This window comes from Rhizobium sp. 0TCS1.26 (assembly GCF_050455525.1).
Taxonomy (GTDB): domain Bacteria; phylum Pseudomonadota; class Alphaproteobacteria; order Rhizobiales; family Rhizobiaceae; genus Neorhizobium.
On record NZ_JBCIYV010000002.1, the window covers coordinates 858038 to 882885 of the forward strand.

A 24848-nucleotide genomic window follows, 5' to 3' on the forward strand; every position below is an offset into this window, starting at 1 on the left:
GGCGCGGCGGCGGTGGGGGTGGGGGTGGGGGTGGGGGTGGGGGTGAGAAGCTCTCGACTGTGGCGGCCGATCAGAAGAAGTCGAGGTCACCGGCTGCCTTGGCAAGCGGCACTGCTGCCGGCTGGATCATGCCGGCGCTGAGCGCCCGGTGCATGTCGGCAAGCTTGACGAGGGCGAGCGCCGTCGACACATCAACCGTCCAGTGCTCGGGGATGGTCCCGGCGAGGGTGTCGATGAATTCTGCAAGACCGCGGGTCTTTTGCACTGCAAGGTCGATCCCCTGCAGGACTTTCATGCTGTCCGGCGAGCCTAGAACACTGGTCTTGCCGAGGTCGAGCAATTGCGGCTCCACCCTCTCGATGAGGTAAGCCACGTCATATAGTTCCGCCACGATCCGTGTCAGAACTTCAGGCAACTTCTCTTCGAGGCAAGCGGGGGACTGCACGGACATGACGGACATTGCTTCCTCGACTAGAAAAATTCGATCGAACTTTCGACCGGCTTGGCGGGACGGGCCGGACGCTGCTCCAGGGCCACCGTCTTTTGCGTTTCCGCGCCGGTCAGGGGATATGCACGTGCGCGGCCGCTGACAGGCCAGTATTCGAGTTTCCGGCCGAATTCGCCACCCGTTGAGGAGCCGACCACGGATATGCCCTCGTCCCTCAGGAACTGCATGGCAAAGGCCGCATTCTGCTCGCCGACATTGGAGAAACTGGCAATCGTCTTGGCGCCACCGAAGACCTTCGCCTCCAGGCGCTCACGCCGCCCGCCGCGCTTCAGGATGCCGTTGATCAGCAATTCCATGAGATGCACGCCGTAGCGCGACATGTCGCCGCCCGACGTGCCGCCCGGGCCATTGCCCGGCAGCAGGAAATGGTTCATTCCGCCGACCCCGGCCACCGGATCCCGCAGGCACGCAGCGACGCAGGATCCGAGGATCGTCGTTATGACGGCCTCGGGATCATCCGTAACCTTGTACTCGCCCTGGATGATGTTCATCCGCTTGGCTGCGGCCGGGTGGATCATTTAAGGGCTCCGAAAACCGCCTCGATCGCAGCCTTCATCTTCTCGATCGTGAACGGCTTGGCCAGGACGTTGTTGGCGCCAAGCTGGGCTGCCTTCTGTACCAGCGCGCGGTCGCCCTGCGCCGTCAGGATGATGAAGGCGGCCTTCTTGGTGTTCGGGTTGGTGCGCACCGCCTGCAGCAGGCCCAGGCCGTCCATCTTCGGCATGTTGAAGTCCGAAATCACCAGGTGATGCGGCTGCTCGGCCATGATCTTCATGCCCTGCTCGCCATCGCCTGCGGACGTGATCTGCTTGAAGCCGAGCTGTGTCAGGGCGTCGCTGAGCAGCAACCGGCTGGTCACCTGATCGTCGACGATCAGAACTTTGATTTTTTCAGCGAGAGACATTTATTCGGTACCTTCTTTTCGGGCAGCGGTTAATTTCAAAATTTCATCTCCGATGGCGCCGAGCGGCAGCTGCAGCTCGACCGCCCCTATGTCATGCGCCACCCGCGGCATGCCATAGACGACGCATGTCTTCTCGTTCTGACCGATGGTCCGTGCCCCTGCACTTCGCATCTTCAGCAGACCGGACGCACCATCACGGCCCATGCCGGTGAGGATCACGCCGACCGCGTTGCGGCCGGCAAGTTCCGCCACCGAGTCGAAGAGCACATCCACCGACGGCCGATGGCCGTTGACGGGGTCTCGCTCGACAAGCCGGCAGCAAGGCGCGGACGGATTGACGACCTGCAGGTGCCTGTCACCACCGGGGGCTAGATAGATGCGGCCAATCTCAAGTCTAGCCCCGTCGGTGGCTTCCTGGACTACAGGAGCGCAAATACGATTAAGCCTTTCCGCAAAACTTTTGGTAAATGTCGACGGCATGTGTTGCGTGATCACCGTCGGCGGGCAATTCGGCGGAAATTTCTGCAAAACGGCAATGAGGGCCTCGACGCCGCCGGTGGAAGAACCGATGGCGACCACCTTGCGGCCGACGCGATATTCGGCCGCCGGTGCCGTCACCGGCACGGTTGCCGCCACCCGGCCGCGCTTGGACCGCGCCGCCGCCTTGACCTTCTCCGCCAGATCTCCGAACGGACGGGCATCGCCAGGTACCGGCTTGCTGACACAGTCGAAGGCGCCGATCTCGAGGGCTGCAAGCGTCGCATTGGCACCCTGGTGCGTCATCGTCGACACCATGATCACCGGCATCGGCCGCAGCCGCATGATCTTTTCGAGGAACTCCAGCCCGTTCATGTTGGGCATTTCGATATCGAGGGTGACGACATCGGGATTGAGCTGCTTGATCGCCGCGCGGGCTTCCATGGCATCGCCGGCCTGGCCGATGACGCTGACGCCAGGATCGGAATTCAGGACAGCGGTGATCAGGCCTCGCATGGTCGGCGAGTCGTCTACGACAAGAACACGTGCCGGTACGGTCATGACTTCCTCCCCGCGTTTTTGCCAGTATAGCGGTAGGTGGTTATGCCGATGTTATCGAAGGCATTCTTTGCATCGCCACTGACGCGCTCCGAGTGACCGATGTACAGATGACCGCCCTCGGGAAACAGCGAGGCGAAGCGGGACCAGATCTTCATCTGGGTGGGCTCATCGAAGTAGATCACCACGTTGCGGCAGAAGATGACGTCGAACTTGCCCTTGAACGGCCACTGGGCCATCAGGTTCAGCTCGTTGTAGGTGATCAGCTTCTTGACCTTGTCGTCGATCTGGAACTTGCGACGGCCGCCGGCATCGACCTCGCGGAAGTACTGCTTGCGCATCGACGGGTTGACCGTCTCCAACGCGTTCTCGTCGTAGATGCCAGCCCGCGCGAGAGCCAGGATCTTCGGGTCGATGTCGGTTGCGAGGATGCGGAAGTCGTAGTCGGCGGCGTTGGGCAGCAACGACATCACCGTCAGCGCGATCGAATAGGGTTCCTGACCGTCAGAGGAGGCGGCCGACCAGATGCGCACCCGGCCACCGCTCTTGGCCCGCGCGATCAGGCCCGGCAAAACCTCGTCGCGCAGGTGCTCGAAGTGGTGGTTCTCGCGGAAGAAGCGGGTAAAATTCGTCGTCAGATGCGACAGCATCTCGCGCCGGGCAGGCGCACCCTCCGGCGACGACACGAGCGCGCAATATTCGCGAAAGCCGCGCAGGCCGAGATTGCGGATGTGCTTGGAGAGCCGCGAATAGACGAGCGACGCCTTGCTGTCGTTGAGGTAGATGCCCGCGTCCGCGTAGATCATCGCGGCGATTTCCGTCAGGTCGCGGCGGGTCAGCGGGTATTCACCACTGGCCAGCACCTCGTCCGGGGACTGCTTCACATCGAGATTGCCAAGAGCCTTCATGCGGCTTCACTTTCCGTGTCGGAGATCAATGCCGTAAGCTCGATCAGGCAGATCATGCGCTTGTCGATAGCGAGGATGCCGCGGGCGAACTGCCGCTCCAGATCCGAGGAGATCTCGGGGACCGGCTGGATGTTGTCATCGGTGACGGTCAGGATGTCCGACACCGCCTCGACCAGCAGGCCGACGATGCGGGTCTTGACCTGCGTGACGATAATGACGTGCCGCTCCGATGCCTCGGTACGGCCGATGCCGAGCCGGGCGGAGAGATCCATGATCGGCAGCACGACGCCGCGCAGATTGATGACGCCCATGACGTAGGACGGCGAATGCGGCAGCATCGTCGCCTTCGTCCAGCCGCGGATCTCCCGGACCGACATGATGTCGACGCAAAATTCCTGATCGCCGATGCGGAAGGCGATGAGCTCCCGGCTACCCTGAACAAGATTTTTGGCGGCATAGGACATCGGCTCAGCCCGTCGCTGCCAGCGGCATGTCCGCCTTCATCGCGCCATCCTGACGGAGCGACTGGCCCCGCGAAGCGGCGACCACCGCATCGACGTCGAGGATGAGCGCCACGCGGCCATCACCGAGGATGGTTGCAGCGGCAATGCCCGGAACATGCGTGTAGTTGGCTTCAAGCGACTTGATGACCACCTGGCGCTGACCCTGGATGGCATCGACCATCAGAGCCCGCTGGCCGCCACCTTCGGATTCCACCAGCAGCGCGACGCCCTCGACCGGGTTGGCCTGGGTGGCGCGGAAGTTCAGGATGCGGCCGACATCGACGAGCGGGCAGAAGGAATTGCGGATCGAGATCAGCCGCTGGTTGGCGCCGAAGGAATGCACGGCCGACGCTTCCGGCTGCAGGGTTTCGACGATCGCCGTCAGCGGAACGACCAGCGTCTGGCCCGCGACGGTAACGACCATGCCGTCGAGGACGGCAAGCGTCAGCGGCAGGCTCATGGTGAAGGTCGAACCTTGGCCGGGGCGCGAGGAGATCGAGATGCGGCCGCCGAGCGCCTGGATCGACCGCTTGACCACGTCCATGCCGACGCCACGGCCGGAAATGTCGGAGATCTTGTCGGCGGTGGAGAAGCCCGGCATGAAGATCAGGTTGTCGATCTCTTCGTCGGTGAGGTTGGCATCGGCCGCGATCAGGTCATTGTCGATCGCCTTCTGGCGCACCCGCTCGCGATTGATGCCGGCGCCGTCGTCGACCAGTTCGATGACGATGCGGCCCGACCGGTGCTTGGCCGTCAGCTTGACGGTGCCTTCCGGGTTCTTGCCGGCGGCCTCGCGCTTTTCGGGGCTTTCGATGCCGTGGTCGACGGCATTGCGGATCATGTGGGTCAGCGGCTCGGCCAGCTTGTCGATGACCGTCTTGTCGACTTCGGTGTTTTCGCCTTCAGTGATCAGGCGGATCGACTTGCCGACCATGTCTGCGACTTCGCGAACGATGCGCGACATCCGCTGGAAGACCGGCTTGACCGGCTGGGCGCGGATCGCCATGACCGAATCCTGGATCTCGCGGGTGAGCTGCTGCAGCTCCTCGAGGCCCATGTTGATCGAAGACGTGCCCGTCGCATCATTCTCGATGACGCTCTGCGACAGCATGGCCTGGTTGATGACCAGCTCGCCGACGAGGTTGATGAGGCGGTCGACACGGTCGAGGTCGACGCGGATGGTCTGGCCGGCGCTGTTGTTGGCGGCAGCGTTGGCATTCGCGGCTGCGGCGGCCGCAGCGGCCTGGCTTTCCTTCTTCTCAACGCGCGCGGCAACGGCGGCAAGCTTGCTGACGTTGGAGGCCGTCTCAGCGGCTGAAACGGCATCGACCGCGAGGCTTGCGGCGGCACTTGCCGACGACGGCACTGCGGCCGCACCCTCGTCCTCGTCGAGCGCCGACAGATCGAACGGCACGGGGATCATCGGCAGTTCTTCGGCGGTGTCCGGCACCTTGACGTCGAGATCGCAATCCCATTCGGCAAATTCGAAGATGCTGCGGATATCCTGCTCGCCCTTGTCCGTCTTCACCTGGATGGTCCAGCCGAAATAGGCCTCTTCCGGATCCATCTTGTCGAAGGCCGGCAGCGTGTCCATGTCGCAGTTGATGCTCATGTCGCCGACGCGCGAGAGGTCGCGCAGCAGCAGGGCCGCTTCGTTGCCCTTGGAGTAGAGCTCGCGACGCGGCTTGAACAGCACCTCGAAGGTCGAGCTCGCGGCCTGCGGCTCATCGCTGCCGAAATCATCGAAGGTGAAGGGGATCGGCTGGAAGCCGCTGTCATCGGTCGGTGGCGGAGCCTCGGCGGGCGCTGCAGCCTTTGCCGGAGCGGGCTTGGATGTCTCGATCGCTGCGCCGCCGGACGGGATCTCGCCGCGCGCCAGCGCCTCGAGTTCCTTGACGAGACCGCGGCTGCGGCTCTCGTCGACGCTTCCGCCATCGCGCGAGCAGGTGACGAGGTCCGCCAGGATGTCGGCAGACTTCAGCATCACCTTCAGAACGTCCTGCGACGGTTCCAGCTTGTTGGAGCGCACGCAATCAAGCGTCGTCTCGAACACGTGGGCGAACGAAACCAGGTCATCAAGCCCGAATGCGCCGGCACCGCCCTTGATCGAATGCACGGCACGGAAGACGGCGTTCACCGTTTCCGGGTCGCGATCTCCATCATTCAGCTTGAGAAGACCGGCTTCCAGTTCAGCGAGCTGCTCCTCGCATTCCTGAAAGAAGATCTCTTTGATTTCATTCATATCCATCGCAGGAATTCCCGGTTCAGGCGGTTACGCGTTCGATCGCATCGATCAGTTTTGCCGGATCGAAAGGCTTGACGATCCAGCCGGTCGCCCCGGCCTGGCGCGCGCGGTTCTTCTTTTCCGCATCGCTTTCCGTCGTCAGCACGAGGATCGGAACGGCGCGGTAGCGCTCGTTGCGGCGAACACCCTCGATAAAGCCGAAGCCGTCGAGGCGCGGCATGTTGATGTCCGTGACGATGACGTCGGGATTGCACTCTTCCAGCACTTCGAGACCCTCGACGCCGTCCTCGGCCTGGATGGTTTCGAAGCCGGCATTGTTCAGGGTCACCAGAAGCATGTTCCGGATGGTCCGTGAATCGTCGACGGTCAGGATTCTCTTCTTCACTGTGCGGTCTCCTTAGCGAGCAGATGTTCGATGTTGATGCCAATCAGCTGGGTGGTCTTGCGGAAGGCGTCCGAGGCTTTCTCGAACACGAATTTCTTCTTGTCCTCCTCCCAGGCGTTGGCAGCCGCCATCAGCACTTGCACACATTGAACGCCGACGCGTTCGACGCCCGAGGCATCGATCGCCAGGTCCTTCCCCCTGAGGGTGCCCAGCTGGCCGTGCAGTACCGAGGCCTCGTTGAGGTCCAGCACCGAAACCAGCTTCAGGCTTCCCGTTTCTGCTTTCCTGCTTGCCATTCCTTCAATCCCCGTCTCTAGCCTTGGTGATCGCGCGGCGAGCGCTGCGTCGATCCGTGTTTTCTTCGCCCCCACCGGGAGCACCGGGTGCCGCGCCTACCGTCCCCCGACGGCGAGCTGGGGCGCCATGAAGACCGATCCGGAAGCCTGGAATTCCTCCAGGTCCTGGAAATCCGTCATCTGCTTGTCTTCCGCCACCTTGGACTTCGCCTGCCAGAGACGGCCGGCGTTCCTCGTCTCGCGCTCGATGCGGAACTCGCGAACGGTGCGGCCAAGCTCCAGAACGACCGTCTGCAGTTCGTCGCCCCCCTCGCCCAGCTGGCGCGCCTTGCGGGCACTGTCTGCCATGCGCTGGTCCAGCATGCGGATCTCGCCTGCAACGCGGGCAAGCGATCCCGCCTGATCGCTGGTCGCCCTGGCGATGTCGGCGATGGTGGTGTTGATGCCGGCGACCTGGTCGACGATGCCGCCGATCGCCTGCTGGGTGCGATGGACCATCTTCACGCCCGCATCGACCTGGCTCTTGGTGCCGGTGACGAGCTGCTTGATTTCGCGCGCCGCCTCGGCCGAGCGCTGCGCGAGCGCCCGCACTTCCTGGGCGACGACGGCAAAGCCCCGACCGCTATCGCCGGCACGCGCCGCCTCGATACCGGCGTTCAGTGCCAGGAGGTTGGTCTGGAAGGCGATCTCGTCGATGACCCCGATGATCTGGCCGATCTTTTCGGCGGACTCCTCGATGTCGGCCATGGCGCTGATCGCCCGTCCGACGACCTCGCCGCTTTCCTCGGCCGACCGGCGGGCGCCGGCCACGGCCGTTTCCGCGCCAGCCGCCTGAGCGGCGCTGGCACCGACCAGGGCTGCCAGTTCGGAGACATCGGCGGCGGCGGCCGTAACGTCGACCGCCTGCTGTTCTACCTCTGCCGCGACCTGACGGCTCGATACAGCCAGCGTTTCCGCCAGCCTTTCTGCATCGATGATCCTGTCTGAGGCGGTCTGCAACGATGCCGACATCGCCTCCAGCGCCTGATTGAGCAGCGCCGATAGTTCCGCGTAGATGTCCGGGCGATCGTCGGAGATACGGGCGGTCAGGTCCCGGTCGCAGAGCGACGCGGCGATCGGCCCGAACAGGTCGTTCGCCTGCGCATGATCGTGTTCGCGCTGGGCTGCGAGCGCCCGCTGATGCTTTAGGCGCAGTTCGTTGATGCGCAGCGACACGGCAATCTCGACGTCGACCATCACCAGCCGGATGACGGACCGCACCGCATCGGAAAGTTCGCGCTCCTTCTTGCGGCCGGCCGGCAGAAGCGACCGGGATGTCAGCTCGTCGAGCAGTCCGGAAATCAGATTTTCGAGCATGACCGCATGGCCGGCGATATGCCAGCGCGGGTCGAGACCCATGCGGCTCTCGGCATCCGACAGCACCTTCACACGTTCGGCGTAGAGTGCGTCGAACCGCGCGTCGGTCAGCACGCTCCAGTGCGAGGCCTGCAGATCGTGCAGCCGCTGCAGTTGCAGATCGCTGTCGAAGTGGCGCATGGCATCGGGCGATGTCTGCAGGCGATGGAAGAAGTCGCGCAGACCTTCGCGCAGACGCTCCTCGAGCGCCGGCCGGAAACGGCGCAGCAGTTCGCAGCTTTCGGCATCGAGGCCGGCGAAGGCAAGCCGCTCGCGCAGGCTGCCGGCCTGGGCCTTTCGCGCTTGATCCGTTGCGGTTTCGTGAGCCAAGGCCCGTCCTCAATGATGACCGACCTTTGGGGGATCGGCGTGAACCTTCTCGACGCGCTCCGCGGGCTGATGATCCCGACAGGTCGCGACATTGCAAAGCCTGCGAGGCCAGGCGGCTTGAGGGTGTTCAGCCGGCAGGCACTCTTGGCGCCAGGACGGTTGGCATCTCCACGCGTGAGCAATCGGTGCGGCAAGGGCTGCGCAGCTTGCGTTCGATTGGACAGGCGCCAGACGCCATCCTGGAATGTCATGGAAGAGATACCGGGCCGGAACCGGTACGACGGAGCGGCTTCATGCCTTGCGGGCGGCCCTTGCGGATCAACCCATTTCGCCGTGTGTGCGATAGTTGTATGGTTAATTCGTTGCCCAGAGGTTAATGGCAAACGCTTCAGGAAGGCGTCGGGCGTGCCAGATGTCGCCAATTTGCACAGCACGCGGGCCACCCGCTGCCCGGCAACCCTCGACGGCCCATTTCCCGTCTCTGAGAACCTCTTCACGTCGACCCCGACCCAGGCCGCCCGGCCCGTCATCGCGCGCGTTTCGTGGGCCACAAGGCGTTCCGGCGCAGGTTCACAGACCGAGGCGGTTGTTGCGCGCCGCACTTTCGTCCAAGTTGAAGCGAGAGGAGTAGCCAGCGGCTTCATGGTCGAATAATCGTTGCCGGCGGCCATCCGCGAGAAGCGCCCATCTAGGTGACATATGAAGAGCCCTGAACTGCAGCCTGCCGCCGCCCCGCTTCGTCATCCGATCTTCGAATTCCTCGCCCGCTTCCGTGTCTACCTGGCGTGGCTGGCGATGCTCGTAGTGTTCGCCGTCATGGCGGTCGCGGTCTACAAGCTGACCAACGAGGTCCGCTATGACGAGGTCGTCGATGCGCTGGCCGATACGACCTGGACGTCCATCGGCCTTGCCATCCTGTTCACCGCGCTCAGCTTTGCCTCGCTGGTCTACTACGATCTCAACGCCCTCGACTATATCGGCCGCAAGCTCCCACCGCTGCCGGTGGCGGTCACCGCCTTCAGTGCCTATGCGATCGGCAATACCGCCGGCTTCGGGGCGCTCAGCGGTGGCGCCATCCGCTTCCGCGCCTATTCGAGGCTCGGCCTGTCGCCGGAAGACATCGCCCGCGTCATCGCCTTCGTCACCTTCGCCTTCGGCCTTGGCCTGCTGGCGGTCAGCGCGATTGCGGCGCTGATCACCGCGCCGCGGCTGGCAAGCATCGTCGGCCTCGACCCGAGCCTGTTGCGGGTCGGCGCGGTGGTCGTCCTGGCGCTTCTCGCCGGCCTGCTTTTCCTTGGCCGCAACGGCCGCACTGTACAGGTGATGCGCATCCGACTGCGCCTCCCCGATACGCTCACCTCGTCCCGCCAGTTCCTCATCACCGCGTTCGACATCGCCGCGTCGGCCTCGGTGCTCTACGTGCTGATGCCGGAGACCAACATCGGCTGGCCATCCTTCCTGGCGGTCTTCGCCACCGCCATCGGCCTTGGCGTGCTCAGCCACGTCCCGGCCGGGCTCGGCGTCTTCGAGGCCGTGATCATCGGCGCGCTCGGCAATGCGATCAGCGTCGACGCGCTGCTCGGCAGCCTGGTTCTCTACCGTCTCATCTACTATGTACTGCCGCTGACCATCGCCATCGTCATGATCGTCATCTCGGAGGCGCGCGAACTCGCCAAGCATCCGCTGGCGAGTGATATCAGCAATGTCGCGGCCCGCCTGTCGCCGCCGCTGCTCTCGACCTTCTCGCTGCTGCTCGGCGCCATGCTGATCTTTTCGAGCGTCACGCCGACCCCGGATTCGGACCTCGATATCCTGTCGAACATCCTGCCGCTGCCGGTGGTCGAGGGCGCGCATTTTCTCTCCAGCCTTCTCGGCCTTGCCATGGCGATCGCCTCGCGCGGGCTTGCGCAGCGGCTCGACGGTGCCTGGTGGGTGGCCTTCGTCTCGGCCCTTACGGCTCTGGTCTTCTCATTCCTGCGCGCAGTGGCTCTCGGCGAAGCGGCTTTCCTTGCCGTCTTCATCGTCGCCATGTTGGTCAACGGCCGACGGTTCCGCCGCCCGGCCTCGCTGTTCAACCAGGTGCTCAGCCTGCCGTGGATGATGGCGATCGGTGTGATCCTTGCCGGTGCCACGGCCATCCTCTTCTTCGTCTATCGCGACGTCGACTACAGCCATCAGCTCTGGTGGCAGTTCGAGCTGTTCAGCGAGGCGCCGCGCAGCCTGCGGGCGCTGCTTGGAGTGACCATTCTTTCGGTTGCGGCGGCGACCTTCAGCCTTCTGCGACCGGCCTTCCGTCACCCCGCTCCGCTGACGGAAGAGGATCTGCAAAAGGCCATCGCCATTGTCGCCGGCGGCAGCAATTCGGACGCCAACCTGGTGCGCATGGCCGACAAGCACGTGATGTTCTCCGACAGTGGCCGAACCTTCATCATGTACGGCATCCAGGGGCGCTCGTGGATCAGCCTCGGCGACCCGGTGGGCGATCCGTCCGAGACGGCCGAGATGATCTGGCGCTTCGTCGAGCGAGCCCGCGAGGCCGGCGGCCGCGCCGTTCTCTACCAGGTGTCACCAGCGCTTCTGTCCTACTGCGCCGATGCCGGCCTGCGCGCCTTCAAGCTCGGCGAGATGGCGCTGGTCGACCTCGTCGCCTTCGACCTGAAAGGCGGCCGGCTCTCCGGGCTTCGGCAGGCGCTCAACAAGGGACGCCGCGACGGCATGGAGTTCGCCATCATCGAGGTCGCTGACGTGGCCGGCGCGATGACGGAACTGAAGATCGTCTCCGACAGCTGGCTCGCCCACCACCAAACGCGCGAGAAAGGCTTTTCGCTGGGCTCGTTCGAGGAGCACTACGTCGCATCGCAGCCCGTCGCCGTGCTGCGCAAGGACGGCAAGATCGTCGCCTTCGCCACCATCTTCCTCACCGAAACCAGACAGGAAGCGAGCGTCGATCTGATGCGGTTTGCGCCCGATGCACCCCGTGGCGCCATGGACTTTCTGTTCGTCAGCCTGCTCGAGCACCTGAAAAATGCCGGATACCAGTCGTTCAATCTCGGCATGGCGCCGCTGTCCGGCATGTCGAAGCGCGACGTGGCTCCAGTCTGGGACCGTATCGGCGGGACGCTGTTCGAGCACGGCGAACGCTTCTACAACTTCAAGGGACTGCGCGCCTTCAAGTCGAAGTTCCAGCCGCAATGGCAGCCGCGCTATATGGCGGTGGCGGGTGGAACGGGCGCAGTCCTGGCATTGATGGACGTCACGCTGCTGATCAGTGGCGGCGTTCGCGGAGTGGTTGGCAAATGATGAAGAACCTCCTGACGCTGGCGCTGATCGGCATTTTCGGCATAGCGACCGCCGGATCCGCTGCCGCGCAGGCCCAGCCGCCAGCCGCTGCCGGAGATCCCGCACTGGAACTCGGGATGATCCCGACGCCGCACATCTTTAAGCCGGTCGGCACGATGAAATCCAACATCTTCCTGCTGTCGGATGCCGATGGCTGGAACGACGTGGAAGACAGTCAGGCGAAGGCGCTGGCTGCAAAAGGCGCGCTGGTCGTCGGCATCGACCTTCCCTCCTACATCGCCGCTCTGAACAAGGACGAGGACGACTGCATCTACATGATCTCCGATGTCGAGTCGGTGGCGCAGCAGGTGCAGCGGTCGCTGGGCAGCGGCAGCTATCGATCACCGGTGATCGCCGGGACCGGTGCCGCCGGTGCGCTCGTTCTCGGGATGATCGCCCAAAGCCCGGCCGCGACGATCGGCGAGGCGATCGCCGTTGATCCGCAGGCCGGCATCACGCTTACCAAGCAGCTGTGCACGCCGGCTGAAAAGCAGCAGGACGGCGAGCGGATTATCTATGGCCTGACGGAGGGTGCGCTGCCGGCGCCGGTGACGATCTATCTCTCCGGGTCGGCCGATGCCGAGGGGCGCAAGCACGCCGAGGCGCTGCAGGCGAGCCATCCCGACATCGACATCGAGGAAGCACAGGGCTCTGCCGCCGACACGCTGGCGGAGGCACTCACCGCCAGCATGGACGCTGCCGGCTCCGACGATGCGACGCTTGGCCTGCCGCTCACCATTCTGGAAGCCGCACCGAAGCTGGACACGATGGCGATCGTCTATTCCGGCGACGGCGGATGGCGCGACATCGACAGCGAGGTGGCGGCAGCGCTGCAGGCGGACGGCGTTCCGGTCGTCGGCGTCGATGCGCTGCGCTACTTCTGGTCGCGCAAGACGCCGGACGAGACGGCCGCAGATCTCAGCCGGATTATTCGCACCTATCGCAAGCAGTGGAACGTCAGCCACGTGGTGCTGATCGGCTATTCCTTCGGCGCCGACATCCTGCCGTCGACCTTCAACCGCCTGCCTCCCGCAGACCGGTCCAAGGTCTCGCTCCTCAGCCTGCTGGCACTGTCGCATGTGGCGGATTTCGAGATCTCGGTGTCCGGCTGGCTCGGCGGCCAGGGCGACGGCGATGGCGGCGATCCGACTGAGGCGCTGCAGAGCATCGATCCGAAGCTCGTCCAGTGCGTCTACGGCACGGAAGACGATGACGAGGCCTGCAAGGGCCTGGCGGCGCGCGGCGTCGAAATCATCGGGATCGAGGGGGGCCATCACTTCGACGAGGATTACGAGAAGCTTGCCGGCTATATCCTGAAGGGACTGCGCAGCCGGCTTGGAAAGTGACGCAATCGAGACATCTGCCGGACAGAGGGGCCGTTTTGCCGCCTCCCGCGGAGATTGTTGTTGCATTCGCCGGCAAAATATTCTGTAGCCAGCCGGAGATCACGGTTGGCCGACGTTCCCGGCGGCGTGCTGACGACAAGGGATTACACCATGGAAATCTTCACGGCCGCAGGACTTGCGGCGCTCTTTCAGGTCATCGCCATCGATCTGGTGCTGGCCGGCGACAACGCCATCGTCATCGGGCTTGCAGCGGCCGGCCTGCCGACCGAACAGCGCAAGAAGGCGATCCTCGTCGGCATCATCGCCGCCACCGTCCTGCGCATCGGCTTTGCGACGATCACCGCCTACCTGCTCGGCATCGTCGGCCTGCAGCTGGTCGGCGGACTTCTGCTGGCCTGGGTGTGCTGGAAGATGTGGAGCGAGCTGCGTTCCGCCGACCACACGGCAGAAGATGCCCTGACGGATGCCGAGGCGCAGAAGACCAAGGTCAACAAGACTTTCCTGCAGGCCGCCACGCAGATCGTCATCGCCGACGTCTCCATGTCGCTCGACAACGTGCTGGCCGTCGCCGGTGCGGCGCAGGAGCACACCAGCGTGCTGATCATCGGGCTGATCGTCTCGATCGCGCTGATGGGGCTTGCTGCCAACCTCGTCGCCCGCCTGCTGCACCGTCACCGCTGGATTGCCTATGTGGGCCTCGCGGTCATCGTCTACGTGACGCTGAGCATGGTCTATCACGGCGGTGTGGAAGTCTGGCCCTATATCCAGCAGTGGATGGCCTGAGCCATCTCCCGACATCGACCAGCGCCCGCTGCGGCGCCGGTCGCTCTCGCGATCCCGATGACGGAACCGGATGCCCATGGTCCGCAAAGCGGTTCTGATCATCGGCGGCGGGCCTGCCGGCCTCATGGCGGCAGAGGTGCTTGCCGCGGCCGGCCACCGCGTGACGGTCTGCGAGGCGATGCCCAGCTTCGGCCGCAAGTTCCTGCTTGCCGGCAAATCCGGCCTCAACATCACCCACTCCGAACCCTATGACCGGTTTCGCCTGCGCTTCGGCGCCGCGAACGCGCGGCTTGCATCGGCGCTGGATCGCTTCACGCCGGATGACGTGCGTGCCTGGGCGCTGGAGCTTGGCACCGAAACCTTTATCGGCTCGTCCGGTCGCGTCTTTCCCACCGCCATGAAGGCGTCGCCGCTGCTGCGCGCCTGGCTGAAGCGGCTGCAGGCCGAGGGCGTGGTTCTCCTGCCCCGCCATCGCTTCCTGCGCTTCGACAAGGGTGTACCGATCTTTGCGACACCTGAGGGGGAGATGCCGCGCGCGGCCGATGCGGTGCTGCTGGCGCTCGGCGGCGCCAGCTGGCCAAGGCTTGGCTCCGACGCCGCCTGGGTGGACGGACTGAGGAACAAGGGCGTAGCAGTCGCCGATTTCCGGCCGGCCAATTGCGGCTTCGACGTCGCCTGGCCCGAAAGGTTCCGCGAGCGTTTCGAAGGCGCGCCGGTCAAGGCGGTACGCGCGCTCTCGGCTGCCGGCGAAAGCCAGGGCGAGTTCGTCATCAGCCGCCACGGGATCGAGGGCAGCCTCGTCTACGCCCATGCGGCGGCGCTGCGCGACCAGTTGGCAAGCGATGGACGGGCGGCCTTGCTGCTCGACCTGGCGCCGGGCCGCAGCGAAAGGCAGATAGAGGATGCCTTGCTGCGACAGCCGCCGAAGACGAGCCTCTCCAACAGGCTGCGCAAGGCGGCAGGACTGGATGGCGTCAAGATCGCGCTGTTCAGCGAATGCCGTGCGATGACCCGCCTCGCCTCATCGGACGCCGGCGCGGTATCACCGCGACCGTCGGACGGTTCGGCCGCCAGCGCAGCGGACGTAGCACGGCTGGTCAAGAGCCTGCCGCTTCCGGTTCTGCGGCCACGGCCGATCGAGGAGGCGATCTCGTCTGCCGGTGGTATTTCCTGGGACGGTATCGACGCGAATTACATGCTGGAGGCGATGCCGGGCGTTTTTGCCGCCGGCGAAATGCTGGACTGGGAGGCGCCGACCGGCGGCTACCTCTTGACCGCATGCTTTGCGACCGGTCGGGCTGCGGCTAAAGGCATTCACGGCTGGCTGGAAAGCCGGGCCTGAGAGCGCGAAAAAGCCGCCGGCGAAACGCCGGCGGCCCATGGATCAGTCAATCTTAGCGCGTGACGACGAGCGCTGCTTCTTCATCATCCCGCTGGCGGCCGCCGAGAGCGGCAGAAGCGGAAGCGATGAAGGCGCCGACCAGAAGCGAAAGCGCACCCAGCATGGCGGTCGTTGCGGCAGCCTTGCGGGCCTCCTCGGCCTTCTGCTGAGCGGCGATCTTGGCATCTTCGACCTGCTGCAGCACGGCATCGACGCGCGTGCGTGCCTCTTCAGGCGTGAGGCCGGCGCGCGAGGCGACGATCGTCACGAGATAGGCCTTGTCATCCTCCGGAACGCCGCCCTGAATTGCGCCGTTCATCAGGATGCGCGACACTTCTGCGGTGGCAGCCGTGTTGTCGGATTCTGCCCGGGCCCGGACTTCCTGAGGACGCAGAAGCGCATCGGTGAAGTAGCTCGTGCCGAGATCCGGACCGGTTGCGCTATCGCCCGAAGACGCTGCGGCACCGGCCACGGTCGCGGTGGAGGCAGCCGAGCTGACAGCCTGGACGCCCGAGCCGACCAGCGAGGTGAAGGCCGAGCCTGCAAGACCGGCGACGACGACGGTTGCCAGCGCCCAGCTGAGGAAGCCGTGAGCGGTATCGCGGAAGAACACTTCGTCGGTGTGGATGCCGGCCCACTTGGTGCGCAGGCGGCCGGTCAGGTAACCGCCGAGTGCCGAGGACAGCCATTGAACGACGACGAACCAGATGGCGGCGGTCACGCCGATCGTCGCGAACGAGGCGCTCTCACCGGCCCAGGGAGAGACCATCGTCAGCCCGACGCCGGAGCCGAGAAGCAGCAGGATCAGCGTCGTTGCCGAGGCCGCGACTGCGCCGCCGATTACCGGACCCCAGGCGAGCGCCGGGACGTTCGATTCCACACCGGCGTCCGAGACGCCTGATTGATAAAGAGCCATAGCCGTCCCCTTATCGCATGAACAGCGCGAGGAGAATGATGATCGGCAGCGGGATACCCAGGAGCCAGAGAAGAATGCCACGACCCATGATGAAGACTCCATTCGATAATTGCGCAAGGCGGTCGCCTCGGCTGCACATCAACGCGGGTCTGCGGTAGATGTTCCTGGGGTCGGATTTAGTCGGGTGGGGGATGAAGCTAAGGGAGGAAGGCGGCCGTGTAACTCGGGAAATGGTGCCCGCGATGAACCACCGTAGAGGTGATCGACATCGAAGAAGATGGCATCTTTGCTGCAGAGCTCCTCGGCGTGTCTATGGAACTCAATCAGCGCTTCTATCTCTTCCTGCCGTTGCTCGATCCATGCGGTCGCTACCGGATAGTCGGCGACCATGATCGACAGATGCGCGTCTGACTCGACTCAACTGCTTGCGGCGAATGAACTCCCCGAAGAAATAGCGGGTTCCCCTATCGCTGCCACGGGGTGTGATTGATCGCGGTCAAGGCTGCCTCTTCAGAAAAGGACCATGGACTCATCTTCCAATGTACCGGGAGTGGAGCTTGCCTTGAACCGAACATTGACAGTGGGCCTCGCGTTGGTGGTTTTGTCAGGTGCCGGCTACATCGCATGGCAATTCTATGCGGGGCTGCTTGCCGCGGAGGCGACGCCGGGCCTCGCCAGCGGCAATGGTCGCATCGAGGCTGTCGAAATCCACATATCGGCACGTACAGCCGGGCGCCTTGCTGACGTTACCGTCCGGGAGGGTGATTTCGTGACCGCTGGTCAGATCGTCGCTCGCATGGATATCGAACAACTGGCCGCTCAAAAACGTGAGGCAGAGGCGCAACTCTCCCGCGCCAGGATCGGGATCGACACGGCAAGAAGCGTCGTTGCCCAGCGAAAGGCCGAAAAGGATGCGGCAGCGGCTACAGTTTCCCAAAACACCGTCTTGCTCCAGTCCGCTCAGAAGCGGCTGACGCGCAGTCTTCAGCTATCAAAGAGCGGATCGGTCTCGGACCAGACACTTGACGACGATCGAGCCCGGGTCGACGGCGCCGCGGCGAGTGTAAGTGCAGCAGAGGCAAACCTCGCAGCAACCGAGGCGGCGATCGGTTCCGCGACGGCACAAGTGATCGACGCCGAGGCCACGGTTGACGCCGCTCAAGCGACAATCGCACGCATTGACGCAGACCTTCGTGATGGTGAGCTGAAGGCGCCGCGCGACGGTCGCGTGCAGTATCTGGTGGCTCAGCCGGGCGAAGTTGTGGCCGCCGGCGGACGGGTGCTCAACATCCTCGATGTCGGCGACGTCTACATGACTTTCTTCCTGCCCACCGAAGCGGCCGGACGCACGCCGATCGGCGGCGAAGCCCGGATCGTTCTCGATGCGGCTCCTCAATATGTCATTCCGGCTCGGGTCTCGTTCGTGTCCGACGTTGCCCAGTTCACGCCAAAGACGGTGGAGACCGAGCAGGAACGCCAGAAGCTGATGTTCCGCATCCGGGCACGGGTCTCTCCGGAACTGCTTCAGAAATATATCGCACAGGTCAAGACCGGCTTGCCGGGTCGGACCTATGTGAAGCTTGATCCCGCGGCAGAGTGGCCGGCGGCCCTGTCGCAGCCGCTAACCCCATGAGCCCGGAGCCGCAGGCGATGGGTATCCAGCCGCAGCCGGCATACGTGGCACGGTTGAAAAATGTCAGCCATTCCTACGGCAAGACAAGCGCGATCGACGGCATAACGCTCGACCTGCCGGCGGGCCGGACAATCGGCCTGATCGGCCCGGATGGGGTCGGAAAATCCTCGCTGCTTTCACTGATTTCCGGCGCGCGCCGCATCCAGACGGGCGAGGTCGAGGTGCTCGGCGGCGACATGCGCAGCGCCCGTCACCGGGACCGCACCTGCCCGGCCGTCGCCTATATGCCGCAGGGGCTCGGCAAGAACCTCTACCCGACGCTGACCGTGTTCGAGAATGTCGATTTCTTCGCCCGCCTCTTCGGCCAGGACCGCGAGGAACGGGAGTATCGGATCGCTGGCCTTCTGAGGCGCACCGGCCTGGCAGGGTTCGATGATCGGCCCGCCGGCAAGCTTTCGGGCGGCATGAAGCAGAAGCTCGGCCTCTGCTGCGCGCTCATCCACGATCCAGACCTGCTGATCCTCGACGAACCAACGACCGGTGTCGATCCGCTGTCGCGCCGGCAGTTCTGGAGCCTCATCGACGATCTCCGGAGGGAGCGAGCGGAGATGAGCGTCATCGTCGCATCCGCCTATATGGAAGAGGCATCACGCTTCGACTGGCTGGCGGCCATGAACGCCGGCAAGGTGATTGCGACCGGCACACCGCGCGAAATCCTTGCGCACACCGGTGCTGCCACGCTCGATGATGCCTTCATCGCGCTGATGCCTGAAGAGAAACGGGCGACGCACAGGGCCATCCCTGTCCATCCTCCGGCGGATTTCAGCGAGGCTGAATTTGCGATCGAGGCAGAGGGCCTCACCATGCGCTTTGGGAATTTCACGGCGGTGGATAATGTCAGCTTCCGCATTCGCCGCGGCGAGATCTTCGGCTTTCTCGGCTCTAACGGCTGCGGCAAATCCACGACGATGAAGATGCTGACCGGCCTGCTGCCTGCCAGCGAAGGCACGGCAAAACTGTTCGGCAAGGAGGTCGACCCGAAGGACATCAATGTCAGGCGGCGTGTCGGCTACATGAGCCAGGCTTTCTCGCTGTTTACAGAACTGACGGTCCGGCAGAACCTCGACCTGCACGCGCGGTTGTTCCAGCTGCCGGGCGAACCGATCCCCGCGCGGATCGCGGAAATGGGCCGGCGTTTCGAGCTAACCGCGGTCATGGACACGCTCCCCGACGCCCTGCCTCTCGGTGTCCGTCAGCGACTGTCCCTTGCAGTGGCGCTGATCCATGCGCCGGAAGTGCTTATCCTCGACGAACCGACATCCGGGGTCGATCCCATCGCCCGCGACCAGCTCTGGGCGGCGCTGATCGAGCTTTCCCGGAACGACCACGTCACGATCTTCATCTCCACACATTTCATGAACGAGGCAGAACGCTGCGACCGCATATCCCTGATGCATGCGGGCACGGTGCTGGTGAGCGATACGCCCGACGCGATCCGCAAAACCCGCAACGCCACGACACTCGAGGAGGCGTTCATCGCCTACCTAGAAGATGCGATCGGCGAGCCGGTGGCTTCATCCGCGCCGGCATCATCAACGGCTGAAGGCGAACCGAAACTCGCCAGACCGCATCGGCATCGCGCTTTTGACCTGCGCCGCATCTGGAGCTACAGCCTTCGTGAAACGCTGGAAATCCGCCGTGACCCAATCCGTGCGACCCTGGCGATGATCGGCAGCGTCATCCTGATGTTCGTGATCGGCTACGGCATCAACATGGACGTCGAGGACCTGACGTTTGCGGTTCTCGACCGAGACGACACGGTCACCAGCCGCGACTACATCGCCGACCTCGCAGGCTCCCGCTATTTCATCGAGCAGCCGCCGCTCGGCGATTATGCCGACCTCGACCGGCGCATGCGCGATGGGTCGCTGAAGCTGGCGATCGAGATCCCGGCCGGGTTTGCCGAACATGTGGCCCGCGGCCACGATGTCGAGATCGGCGCCTGGATCGACGGCGCGATGCCGCAACGGGCGGAGACAACCCGGGGCTACGTGCAGGGCATGCATGCCCACTGGCTGGCGCGGAAAGCGCGCGAGATCTACGGCGATGTGGCAGGCGGGCAATTTTCGATAGAGACCCGCTTCCGCTACAATCCCGGCATCGAAAGCCTGGTGGCCATGGTGCCGGCCGTCATTCCGCTGCTGCTTCTCTTGATCCCGGCAATGCTGGCGGCGCTGTCTGTGGTGCGGGAAAAGGAGCTCGGCTCCATCGTCAATTTCTACGTCACGCCGGTGACGCGGCTCGAATTCCTGCTTGGCAAACAGCTGCCATACCTGGCGCTCGGCATGATGAACGCGATGCTCCTTTGGCTGTTCGCGGTCCTGGTGTTCCAGGTGCCGTTCACCGGCAGCCTGCTGGCCTTCGCGGGCGCAGCACTTCTCTATGTTGCCTTCGCGACCGCGTTCGGCCTGCTTGTTTCCACCTTCATGTCCAGCCAGATCGCCGCGATCTTCGGGACGACGCTGATGACGATCATACCGGCCGTGCAATTTGCTGGGATGATCGATCCGGTCTCCTCGTTGCAGGGGATCGGGGCGCTTATCGGCCGGATCTATCCGACTACCTATTTCAACATCATCTCGCGCGGTACCTTCTCGAAGGGCCTCGGCTTCGAAAACCTCTTCGAAGCATTTTTGCCGCTCATCGTTGCCGCGCCGCTGCTGATCGCGGCAAGCACCGTCTTTCTCAAGAAACAGGCGAGGTGACGGATGCGGCTCGCCAATATCTTCCATCTGGGGATCAAGGAGTTGCGCGGCCTGATGCGTGACCCGATCCTGCTCGGGCTCATCGTCTATTCCTTCACCATCGCTGTCTATACCGAAGCTAAAGCAGTTCCCGAAACGTTGAACAATGCACCGATCGCGATCGTCGACGAGGACAATTCGCCGCTGTCGCGCCGGATCGCGGACGCTTTTCTGAGCCCTTATTTCAAGCCTCCTGCGATGATCACCGCTGTTGAAATGGATGCCCGCATGGACGGGGGCACCGACACATTTGCGCTCGACATTCCGCCGAACTTCCAGAGCGACCTGATCGCCGGCAAGTCTCCGGTCTTCCAGCTCAATGTCGATGCGACGCGCATGACTCAGGCGTTTTCGGGATCTGGATATGTGCAGAGCATCATCTCGAGCGAGATCGCCAGTTTTGCCACCCCGGATCGAGGTGGCCGAACGCCGACGGTAAACCTCGCACTGCGTGCCCGCTTCAATCCGGAACTCAACCAGATGTGGTTCGCCTCGGTGATGAACGTCATAGACAATATCACCATGCTGGCGATCATCCTCACCGGCACTGCGCTTATCCGCGAACGGGAACATGGCACCGTAGAACATCTCCTCGTGATGCCTTTAGCCCCGTTGGAAATTATGGCAGCTAAAGTTTGGTCGATGGGCCTGGTGGTGTTCGTCGCGACGCTGCTGTCGCTGATCTTCGTGGTGCAGGGACTGCTGAAGGTTCCCATCGAGGGATCGATCGCTCTGTTCATGGCGGGAGCGGCTCTCCACCTGCTCGCCGCCACCGCCATGGGGATTGCGCTCGCGACATTCGCGGGCTCCATGCCACAGTTCGGTCTGCTGCTGATGCTGGTGCTGCTTCCGCTGCAGATCCTTTCCGGGGCGACCACGCCTCGCGAAAGCATGCCGGACGTGATCCAGACAATCATGCTCGCGGCGCCGAACACCCACTTCGTCCTGCTCGCCCAGGCGATCCTTTATCGGGGCGCCGGGTTCTCGGTGGTCTGGCCGCAGTTCCTGTCGCTTGCAGGAATTTCCACCTGCCTCTTCGCATTTTCCCTGCTTGGATTCCGTCGCTCGTTGCGGTGATACGCGCCCGTTGACGAACATCAAGGACGGCCATCGCCACCGATCTATTCTGGCCGCAACCAAGGAGAGAAGACCATGCAGACGGTGCGATCCATCATGACTTCAGATCCCATTTCGATCGGCCCAGGCGCGAAGATCTGGGAGGCGGCCAACACCATGTTGGATTGCGGCTTCAGTGGGCTGCCCGTGATCAATGATGACGAGCAGGTGGTGGGTGTGATCAGCGAAAGCGATTTCCTGCGACGCGGGGAACTGCGGACAGAGCCTCCGCACCGATTCTGGCGTACCCTGTTTTCGTCACGCGGTGCCTTGGCCGAGGACTACGCAAAAGCATTCGGCAAGCAGGTTGGTGAGGTCATGACCTCGCCCGCGGTTACTGCACAGCCGGAGATGACGGTCGAGGCTGCTGGTTATCTGATGGGCGATCAGGGGATCAAGCGCCTGCCCGTGGTCGAGAATGACAGGATCGTCGGCATCGTCACGCGATCCGATATCATGCGGACGCTCATCCGGCAGATGGCAGCCTCCGCCGTAGACAGGATCGACGCCGACATCAAAGCCGGCCTTGAGGCTGAATATGGCAGGCAACGCTGGGGTGACACCATTACTGTCAATGTCGACGCTCACGTCGTCACCTTGGAAGGCAGGGTGTTGGACGCGCGGGAAAAGACGGCGGCACGGGTCGCTGCTGAAAATACGTTGGGTGTGACGAAGGTGATCGACCGGATCCTGATTGTCGGCTTTCCGGAGATGCCGGTTTCACCACCGGGATTTTGAACCTGGACACCATCGGCGGCGGCAGATCGGGCGAGATCGGCCGGTGGTTTCGCTTGGTTATTCGCGATGAGGTTTCGGCTCGATAAGCTGACATCATCGAGCACGACCATAGCGTCTCCGCGGCTGAGAGCCGTGATCGTAAATACAGGGTCGTCCATTCAAGCTATATCATTCCTGTAGAAGCCGAGGTGTGACAACGTCTGAAGCACACGCTGGAGATTACGCCAGCGCGTGCTTGTGATCCGGTACTCACTTCGTCAGGAAAATCGGGCATTTGGGGTTTTCAATGACAGCCCGGGTCACGCCGCCAAAGATGCGCTCGCGTAGACGGGAATGACCGTAAGCGCCCATCATCATCAGGTCTGCTGATCCCTCACAGGCGAAGTCTTGGAGTGTTTCTTCGACGGAAAGGCCGTTGCTCCTCAGAGCGCTGATCCTGGAGTCGACATTGGACATCTGAAGAAAGGCGCCGAGATCCGAAGCGGAGTTTTGAACTTCGTCGTCGGGATCCACCAGAGCGATGGTGACCTGGCGAGCAGATGATAGCATCGCGCGACCCTGCCTTACCGCATGCGCTGCCGCGGACGAGTTGTCCCAGGCAATGACGATATTTCCTGGCTGGGCGATGGCAAGGCACTCGTCCGGGACAAGCAGCACAGGCACGTTCTCATGGAACAGCGCGCCATCGATCACAGCATCTCTCACCGCGGGGTCGCGCAGCATCTCTGGCCCTACGACAATCAAGTCGGCGAATCGGGCTTCCTGGCCGACAATGTTGTCGATGTGGAACAGTTCGGTGTAGGCTTCTGAAACACGGTGGGGAATGGTCGATGAGGCCAGCAAATTTCCCACCTCCGAGGCTCTCGCCCGGAGCTTGACCTGATCACTCTCCCGTTCGTCCAACCATGGCCTCCACACGCTTTCCATATGGGCACCGACTGGTGGAGGCGCGGCAACAGAAATCAACAGGACCGTCAAGTTCGCCGCAGCCGATCGCGCGAATGATATCGCGGTTCCTATTTCACCGTCACTTGCGTCACTTCTCACCGCACACAGTATCGAATGAAAGCCCATCGCAATCCCCCATATGCAAACGATAGCAACCGTTATCCTTTCGACCGCAGATTACATTGATACTTATCAACTCTATGCGACGGATGAAGGACTATATCGAGATAACCATAAGGAGAACGCCACATGAAGGCTTGAAGACTGAAAAGGAGCTCAATTACCGCCCCTTTTGCTTTCGCGCCCGTTCGTGTAACAGCCGCCACCCCATGCATGCCCACATGGAGAAGGAGCCCTTGCCAGCAGATCGAACCTACTGTGCGGTCATTTGCGTCAGCAGACTGCGGAATTGCCCCGTCAATCGATCGATGGTGTCCCTCGGCAAGCGCACCGCCGGCCGGACAAATAAGAATGAGAACGTCCCTAGAAATTCGGCTTTATCGAGGACCGGGATCGTTATGAGAGAACGTATTCCGGTCTGAAGAGCCCATTTGCGAAGAGACGAAAACCTCTCGTCAGACGTCAGGTCATCAACGATCAGGGTTTCGCCCTGAGACTGTGAGGTATCGAAAAGGGACCCGCTCCCACGGTTAATTCTGTGAAACCGCTCCGTGAATGAAGAGTCGAAATTGCATTGGGCAATCAAGAAGAGTGATTGGCGCGTGCCGTCGTAAAGCTGCAAACTGCCGTGATCGGCATGCTGTATCTGAACACTGTGATCAAGAAGATCTTCCGCCTCAGTACCCAAGGCCGTCGAAATGCCGAGGTGAGGGCACGAGATCAACCAGATTTTCTCAATTGCCTGAAGCGCCCGCCGAGCCTCTGCGAGAAGCCCTTGCAACATTGCCTTCTCACGGTCATCCATCGAACGCTTGAGAGCTTCCTCAAAGCGGTGGATGTTTTGTCTCAAGATGAAACGCTGCATGATCGCGTCCATTTGTCTGACAGGGTGCCAGAACGATATGCTGCGCTGAACGAGGCGGCAACCGTTACTTTGCGGAGGACGCCGTCTTCCCGACTTCCAGTTGAACCATAGCGGCGCATTTGCGTCACACCAACTTGGCGAGGAGATATCGCAGCCGGCGCGCATGTGGTCACGGCACGAGAGCAGCTGCGCCCGCAAGCTTTCCTGGCGAGAGGGAAAACGTCGACCGCATCGGACGAGCATTTTCTCGAACAGCTCGGAGCTCCGCCACTGACGGCGCCCTCCGAGAATATCGCCGTTTTCCCGGATCGGTTTGATCAAGCGCAAGGGGCTCCGCCCTGTCATCCGGC

Annotated in this window: 22 protein-coding genes; 9 read left to right on the forward strand and 13 right to left on the reverse strand. The window is 63.0% G+C overall.

The window, feature by feature from the left end; all coding sequences use genetic code 11:
* Positions 1 to 70 precede the first annotated feature (70 nt).
* The 10 genes from AAIH46_RS11365 to AAIH46_RS11410 all read right to left on the reverse strand — a co-directional run bounded on the left by AAIH46_RS11365 (position 71) and on the right by AAIH46_RS11410 (position 8509).
* On the reverse strand, positions 71 to 460 hold the full coding sequence (locus AAIH46_RS11365) for a hypothetical protein (protein WP_430305969.1): 390 nt from the start codon (positions 458 to 460) through the stop codon (positions 71 to 73).
* A gap of 11 nt (positions 461 to 471) precedes the next feature.
* Positions 472 to 1026, reverse strand: a complete 555-nt coding sequence (gene cheD / locus AAIH46_RS11370) for a chemoreceptor glutamine deamidase CheD (RefSeq protein WP_430305970.1) — start codon at positions 1024 to 1026, stop codon at positions 472 to 474.
* The gene (locus AAIH46_RS11375) at positions 1023 to 1412 is read right to left on the reverse strand and encodes a response regulator (protein WP_430305971.1); all 390 of its coding nucleotides are present in this window, start codon (positions 1410 to 1412) and stop codon (positions 1023 to 1025) included. Before AAIH46_RS11375 ends, cheD begins: the two co-directional genes overlap by 4 nt.
* The gene (cheB, locus tag AAIH46_RS11380) at positions 1413 to 2450 is read right to left on the reverse strand and encodes a protein-glutamate O-methylesterase CheB (protein WP_430305972.1); all 1038 of its coding nucleotides are present in this window, start codon (positions 2448 to 2450) and stop codon (positions 1413 to 1415) included. It lies immediately after the preceding gene.
* Complete coding sequence (gene cheR / locus AAIH46_RS11385; RefSeq protein ID WP_430305973.1) at positions 2447 to 3355, reverse strand: protein-glutamate O-methyltransferase CheR; 909 nt, start codon at positions 3353 to 3355, stop codon at positions 2447 to 2449. The genes cheB and cheR overlap by 4 nt, the downstream gene beginning before the upstream one ends.
* A complete protein-coding gene (locus AAIH46_RS11390) occupies positions 3352 to 3819 on the reverse strand; it encodes a chemotaxis protein CheW (RefSeq protein ID WP_430305974.1) in 468 nt (155 codons plus the stop codon). Before AAIH46_RS11390 ends, cheR begins: the two co-directional genes overlap by 4 nt.
* Before the next feature lie 4 nt (positions 3820 to 3823).
* On the reverse strand, positions 3824 to 6106 hold the full coding sequence (locus tag AAIH46_RS11395) for a chemotaxis protein CheA (protein WP_430305975.1): 2283 nt from the start codon (positions 6104 to 6106) through the stop codon (positions 3824 to 3826).
* A gap of 16 nt (positions 6107 to 6122) precedes the next feature.
* Positions 6123 to 6488: a chemotaxis response regulator CheY1 gene (gene cheY1 / locus AAIH46_RS11400; protein WP_430305976.1), complete on the reverse strand. Its 366-nt coding sequence runs from the start codon at positions 6486 to 6488 to the stop codon at positions 6123 to 6125.
* Entirely contained in the window at positions 6485 to 6784 is a 300-nt protein-coding gene (locus AAIH46_RS11405) for an STAS domain-containing protein (RefSeq protein WP_430306545.1), read from the reverse strand. Before AAIH46_RS11405 ends, cheY1 begins: the two co-directional genes overlap by 4 nt.
* 96 nt (positions 6785 to 6880) lie before the next feature.
* Positions 6881 to 8509 carry a globin-coupled sensor protein gene (locus tag AAIH46_RS11410; protein WP_430305977.1) on the reverse strand — a complete coding sequence of 543 codons (1629 nt, stop codon included), beginning with the start codon at positions 8507 to 8509 and terminating at the stop codon, positions 6881 to 6883.
* Between the two features lie 699 nt (positions 8510 to 9208).
* Here AAIH46_RS11410 and mprF point away from each other — a divergent pair.
* The 4 genes from mprF (at position 9209) to AAIH46_RS11430 (ending at position 15319) form a co-directional block, all read left to right on the forward strand.
* Entirely contained in the window at positions 9209 to 11809 is a 2601-nt protein-coding gene (gene mprF / locus AAIH46_RS11415; RefSeq protein WP_430305978.1) for a bifunctional lysylphosphatidylglycerol flippase/synthetase MprF, read from the forward strand.
* Positions 11806 to 13194, forward strand: coding sequence for a virulence factor family protein (locus tag AAIH46_RS11420; protein ID WP_430305979.1), 1389 nt, complete (start codon positions 11806 to 11808; stop codon positions 13192 to 13194). The genes mprF and AAIH46_RS11420 overlap by 4 nt, the downstream gene beginning before the upstream one ends.
* 150 nt (positions 13195 to 13344) lie before the next feature.
* On the forward strand, positions 13345 to 13977 hold the full coding sequence (locus AAIH46_RS11425; RefSeq protein WP_430306546.1) for a TerC family protein: 633 nt from the start codon (positions 13345 to 13347) through the stop codon (positions 13975 to 13977).
* Positions 13978 to 14053: 76 nt separating this feature from the next.
* The gene (locus AAIH46_RS11430; protein WP_430305980.1) at positions 14054 to 15319 is read left to right on the forward strand and encodes a TIGR03862 family flavoprotein; all 1266 of its coding nucleotides are present in this window, start codon (positions 14054 to 14056) and stop codon (positions 15317 to 15319) included.
* Positions 15320 to 15371: 52 nt separating this feature from the next.
* Here AAIH46_RS11430 and AAIH46_RS11435 read toward each other — a convergent pair whose 3' ends face one another.
* Positions 15372 to 16274 carry a hypothetical protein gene (locus AAIH46_RS11435; RefSeq protein WP_430305981.1) on the reverse strand — a complete coding sequence of 301 codons (903 nt, stop codon included), beginning with the start codon at positions 16272 to 16274 and terminating at the stop codon, positions 15372 to 15374.
* A gap of 258 nt (positions 16275 to 16532) precedes the next feature.
* Between AAIH46_RS11435 and AAIH46_RS11440 the strand changes: the two genes are divergently transcribed.
* The 5 genes from AAIH46_RS11440 (at position 16533) to AAIH46_RS11460 (ending at position 22565) form a co-directional block, all read left to right on the forward strand.
* Positions 16533 to 16685: a hypothetical protein gene (locus tag AAIH46_RS11440; RefSeq protein WP_430305982.1), complete on the forward strand. Its 153-nt coding sequence runs from the start codon at positions 16533 to 16535 to the stop codon at positions 16683 to 16685.
* A 112-nt stretch (positions 16686 to 16797) separates the two neighbouring features.
* Positions 16798 to 17907 carry an HlyD family secretion protein gene (locus AAIH46_RS11445; RefSeq protein WP_430305983.1) on the forward strand — a complete coding sequence of 370 codons (1110 nt, stop codon included), beginning with the start codon at positions 16798 to 16800 and terminating at the stop codon, positions 17905 to 17907.
* Positions 17908 to 17924: 17 nt separating this feature from the next.
* A complete protein-coding gene (gene rbbA, locus AAIH46_RS11450) occupies positions 17925 to 20672 on the forward strand; it encodes a ribosome-associated ATPase/putative transporter RbbA (RefSeq protein WP_430305984.1) in 2748 nt (915 codons plus the stop codon).
* A gap of 3 nt (positions 20673 to 20675) precedes the next feature.
* Positions 20676 to 21788: an ABC transporter permease gene (locus tag AAIH46_RS11455; protein ID WP_430305985.1), complete on the forward strand. Its 1113-nt coding sequence runs from the start codon at positions 20676 to 20678 to the stop codon at positions 21786 to 21788.
* A gap of 75 nt (positions 21789 to 21863) precedes the next feature.
* Positions 21864 to 22565 carry a CBS domain-containing protein gene (locus tag AAIH46_RS11460; protein WP_430305986.1) on the forward strand — a complete coding sequence of 234 codons (702 nt, stop codon included), beginning with the start codon at positions 21864 to 21866 and terminating at the stop codon, positions 22563 to 22565.
* Between the two features lie 249 nt (positions 22566 to 22814).
* On the opposite strand, the gene AAIH46_RS11465 is transcribed toward AAIH46_RS11460, so the two are convergent.
* Both AAIH46_RS11465 and AAIH46_RS11470 read right to left on the reverse strand, forming a co-directional pair.
* Positions 22815 to 23468 carry a universal stress protein gene (locus AAIH46_RS11465; protein WP_430305987.1) on the reverse strand — a complete coding sequence of 218 codons (654 nt, stop codon included), beginning with the start codon at positions 23466 to 23468 and terminating at the stop codon, positions 22815 to 22817.
* Positions 23469 to 23886: 418 nt separating this feature from the next.
* On the reverse strand, positions 23887 to 24819 hold the full coding sequence (locus AAIH46_RS11470; RefSeq protein ID WP_430305988.1) for a GAF domain-containing protein: 933 nt from the start codon (positions 24817 to 24819) through the stop codon (positions 23887 to 23889).
* Positions 24820 to 24848: the final 29 nt, after the last annotated feature.

Coding starts and splice junctions, on each gene's coding strand:
- cheR (WP_430305973.1), bottom strand. CDS start 3,355: ATGAAGGCTCTTGGCAATCTCGATGTGAAGCAGTCCCCGGACGAGGTG.
- rbbA (WP_430305984.1), top strand. CDS start 17,925: ATGGGTATCCAGCCGCAGCCGGCATACGTGGCACGGTTGAAAAATGTC.
- AAIH46_RS11405 (WP_430306545.1), bottom strand. CDS start 6,784: ATGGCAAGCAGGAAAGCAGAAACGGGAAGCCTGAAGCTGGTTTCGGTG.
- AAIH46_RS11365 (WP_430305969.1), bottom strand. CDS start 460: ATGTCCGTCATGTCCGTGCAGTCCCCCGCTTGCCTCGAAGAGAAGTTG.
- AAIH46_RS11395 (WP_430305975.1), bottom strand. CDS start 6,106: ATGGATATGAATGAAATCAAAGAGATCTTCTTTCAGGAATGCGAGGAG.
- AAIH46_RS11435 (WP_430305981.1), bottom strand. CDS start 16,274: ATGGCTCTTTATCAATCAGGCGTCTCGGACGCCGGTGTGGAATCGAAC.
- mprF (WP_430305978.1), top strand. CDS start 9,209: ATGAAGAGCCCTGAACTGCAGCCTGCCGCCGCCCCGCTTCGTCATCCG.
- cheD (WP_430305970.1), bottom strand. CDS start 1,026: ATGATCCACCCGGCCGCAGCCAAGCGGATGAACATCATCCAGGGCGAG.
- AAIH46_RS11460 (WP_430305986.1), top strand. CDS start 21,864: ATGCAGACGGTGCGATCCATCATGACTTCAGATCCCATTTCGATCGGC.
- AAIH46_RS11455 (WP_430305985.1), top strand. CDS start 20,676: ATGCGGCTCGCCAATATCTTCCATCTGGGGATCAAGGAGTTGCGCGGC.
- cheB (WP_430305972.1), bottom strand. CDS start 2,450: ATGACCGTACCGGCACGTGTTCTTGTCGTAGACGACTCGCCGACCATG.
- AAIH46_RS11390 (WP_430305974.1), bottom strand. CDS start 3,819: ATGTCCTATGCCGCCAAAAATCTTGTTCAGGGTAGCCGGGAGCTCATC.
- AAIH46_RS11375 (WP_430305971.1), bottom strand. CDS start 1,412: ATGTCTCTCGCTGAAAAAATCAAAGTTCTGATCGTCGACGATCAGGTG.
- AAIH46_RS11425 (WP_430306546.1), top strand. CDS start 13,345: ATGGAAATCTTCACGGCCGCAGGACTTGCGGCGCTCTTTCAGGTCATC.
- AAIH46_RS11420 (WP_430305979.1), top strand. CDS start 11,806: ATGATGAAGAACCTCCTGACGCTGGCGCTGATCGGCATTTTCGGCATA.
- AAIH46_RS11445 (WP_430305983.1), top strand. CDS start 16,798: ATGGACTCATCTTCCAATGTACCGGGAGTGGAGCTTGCCTTGAACCGA.
- AAIH46_RS11430 (WP_430305980.1), top strand. CDS start 14,054: ATGGTCCGCAAAGCGGTTCTGATCATCGGCGGCGGGCCTGCCGGCCTC.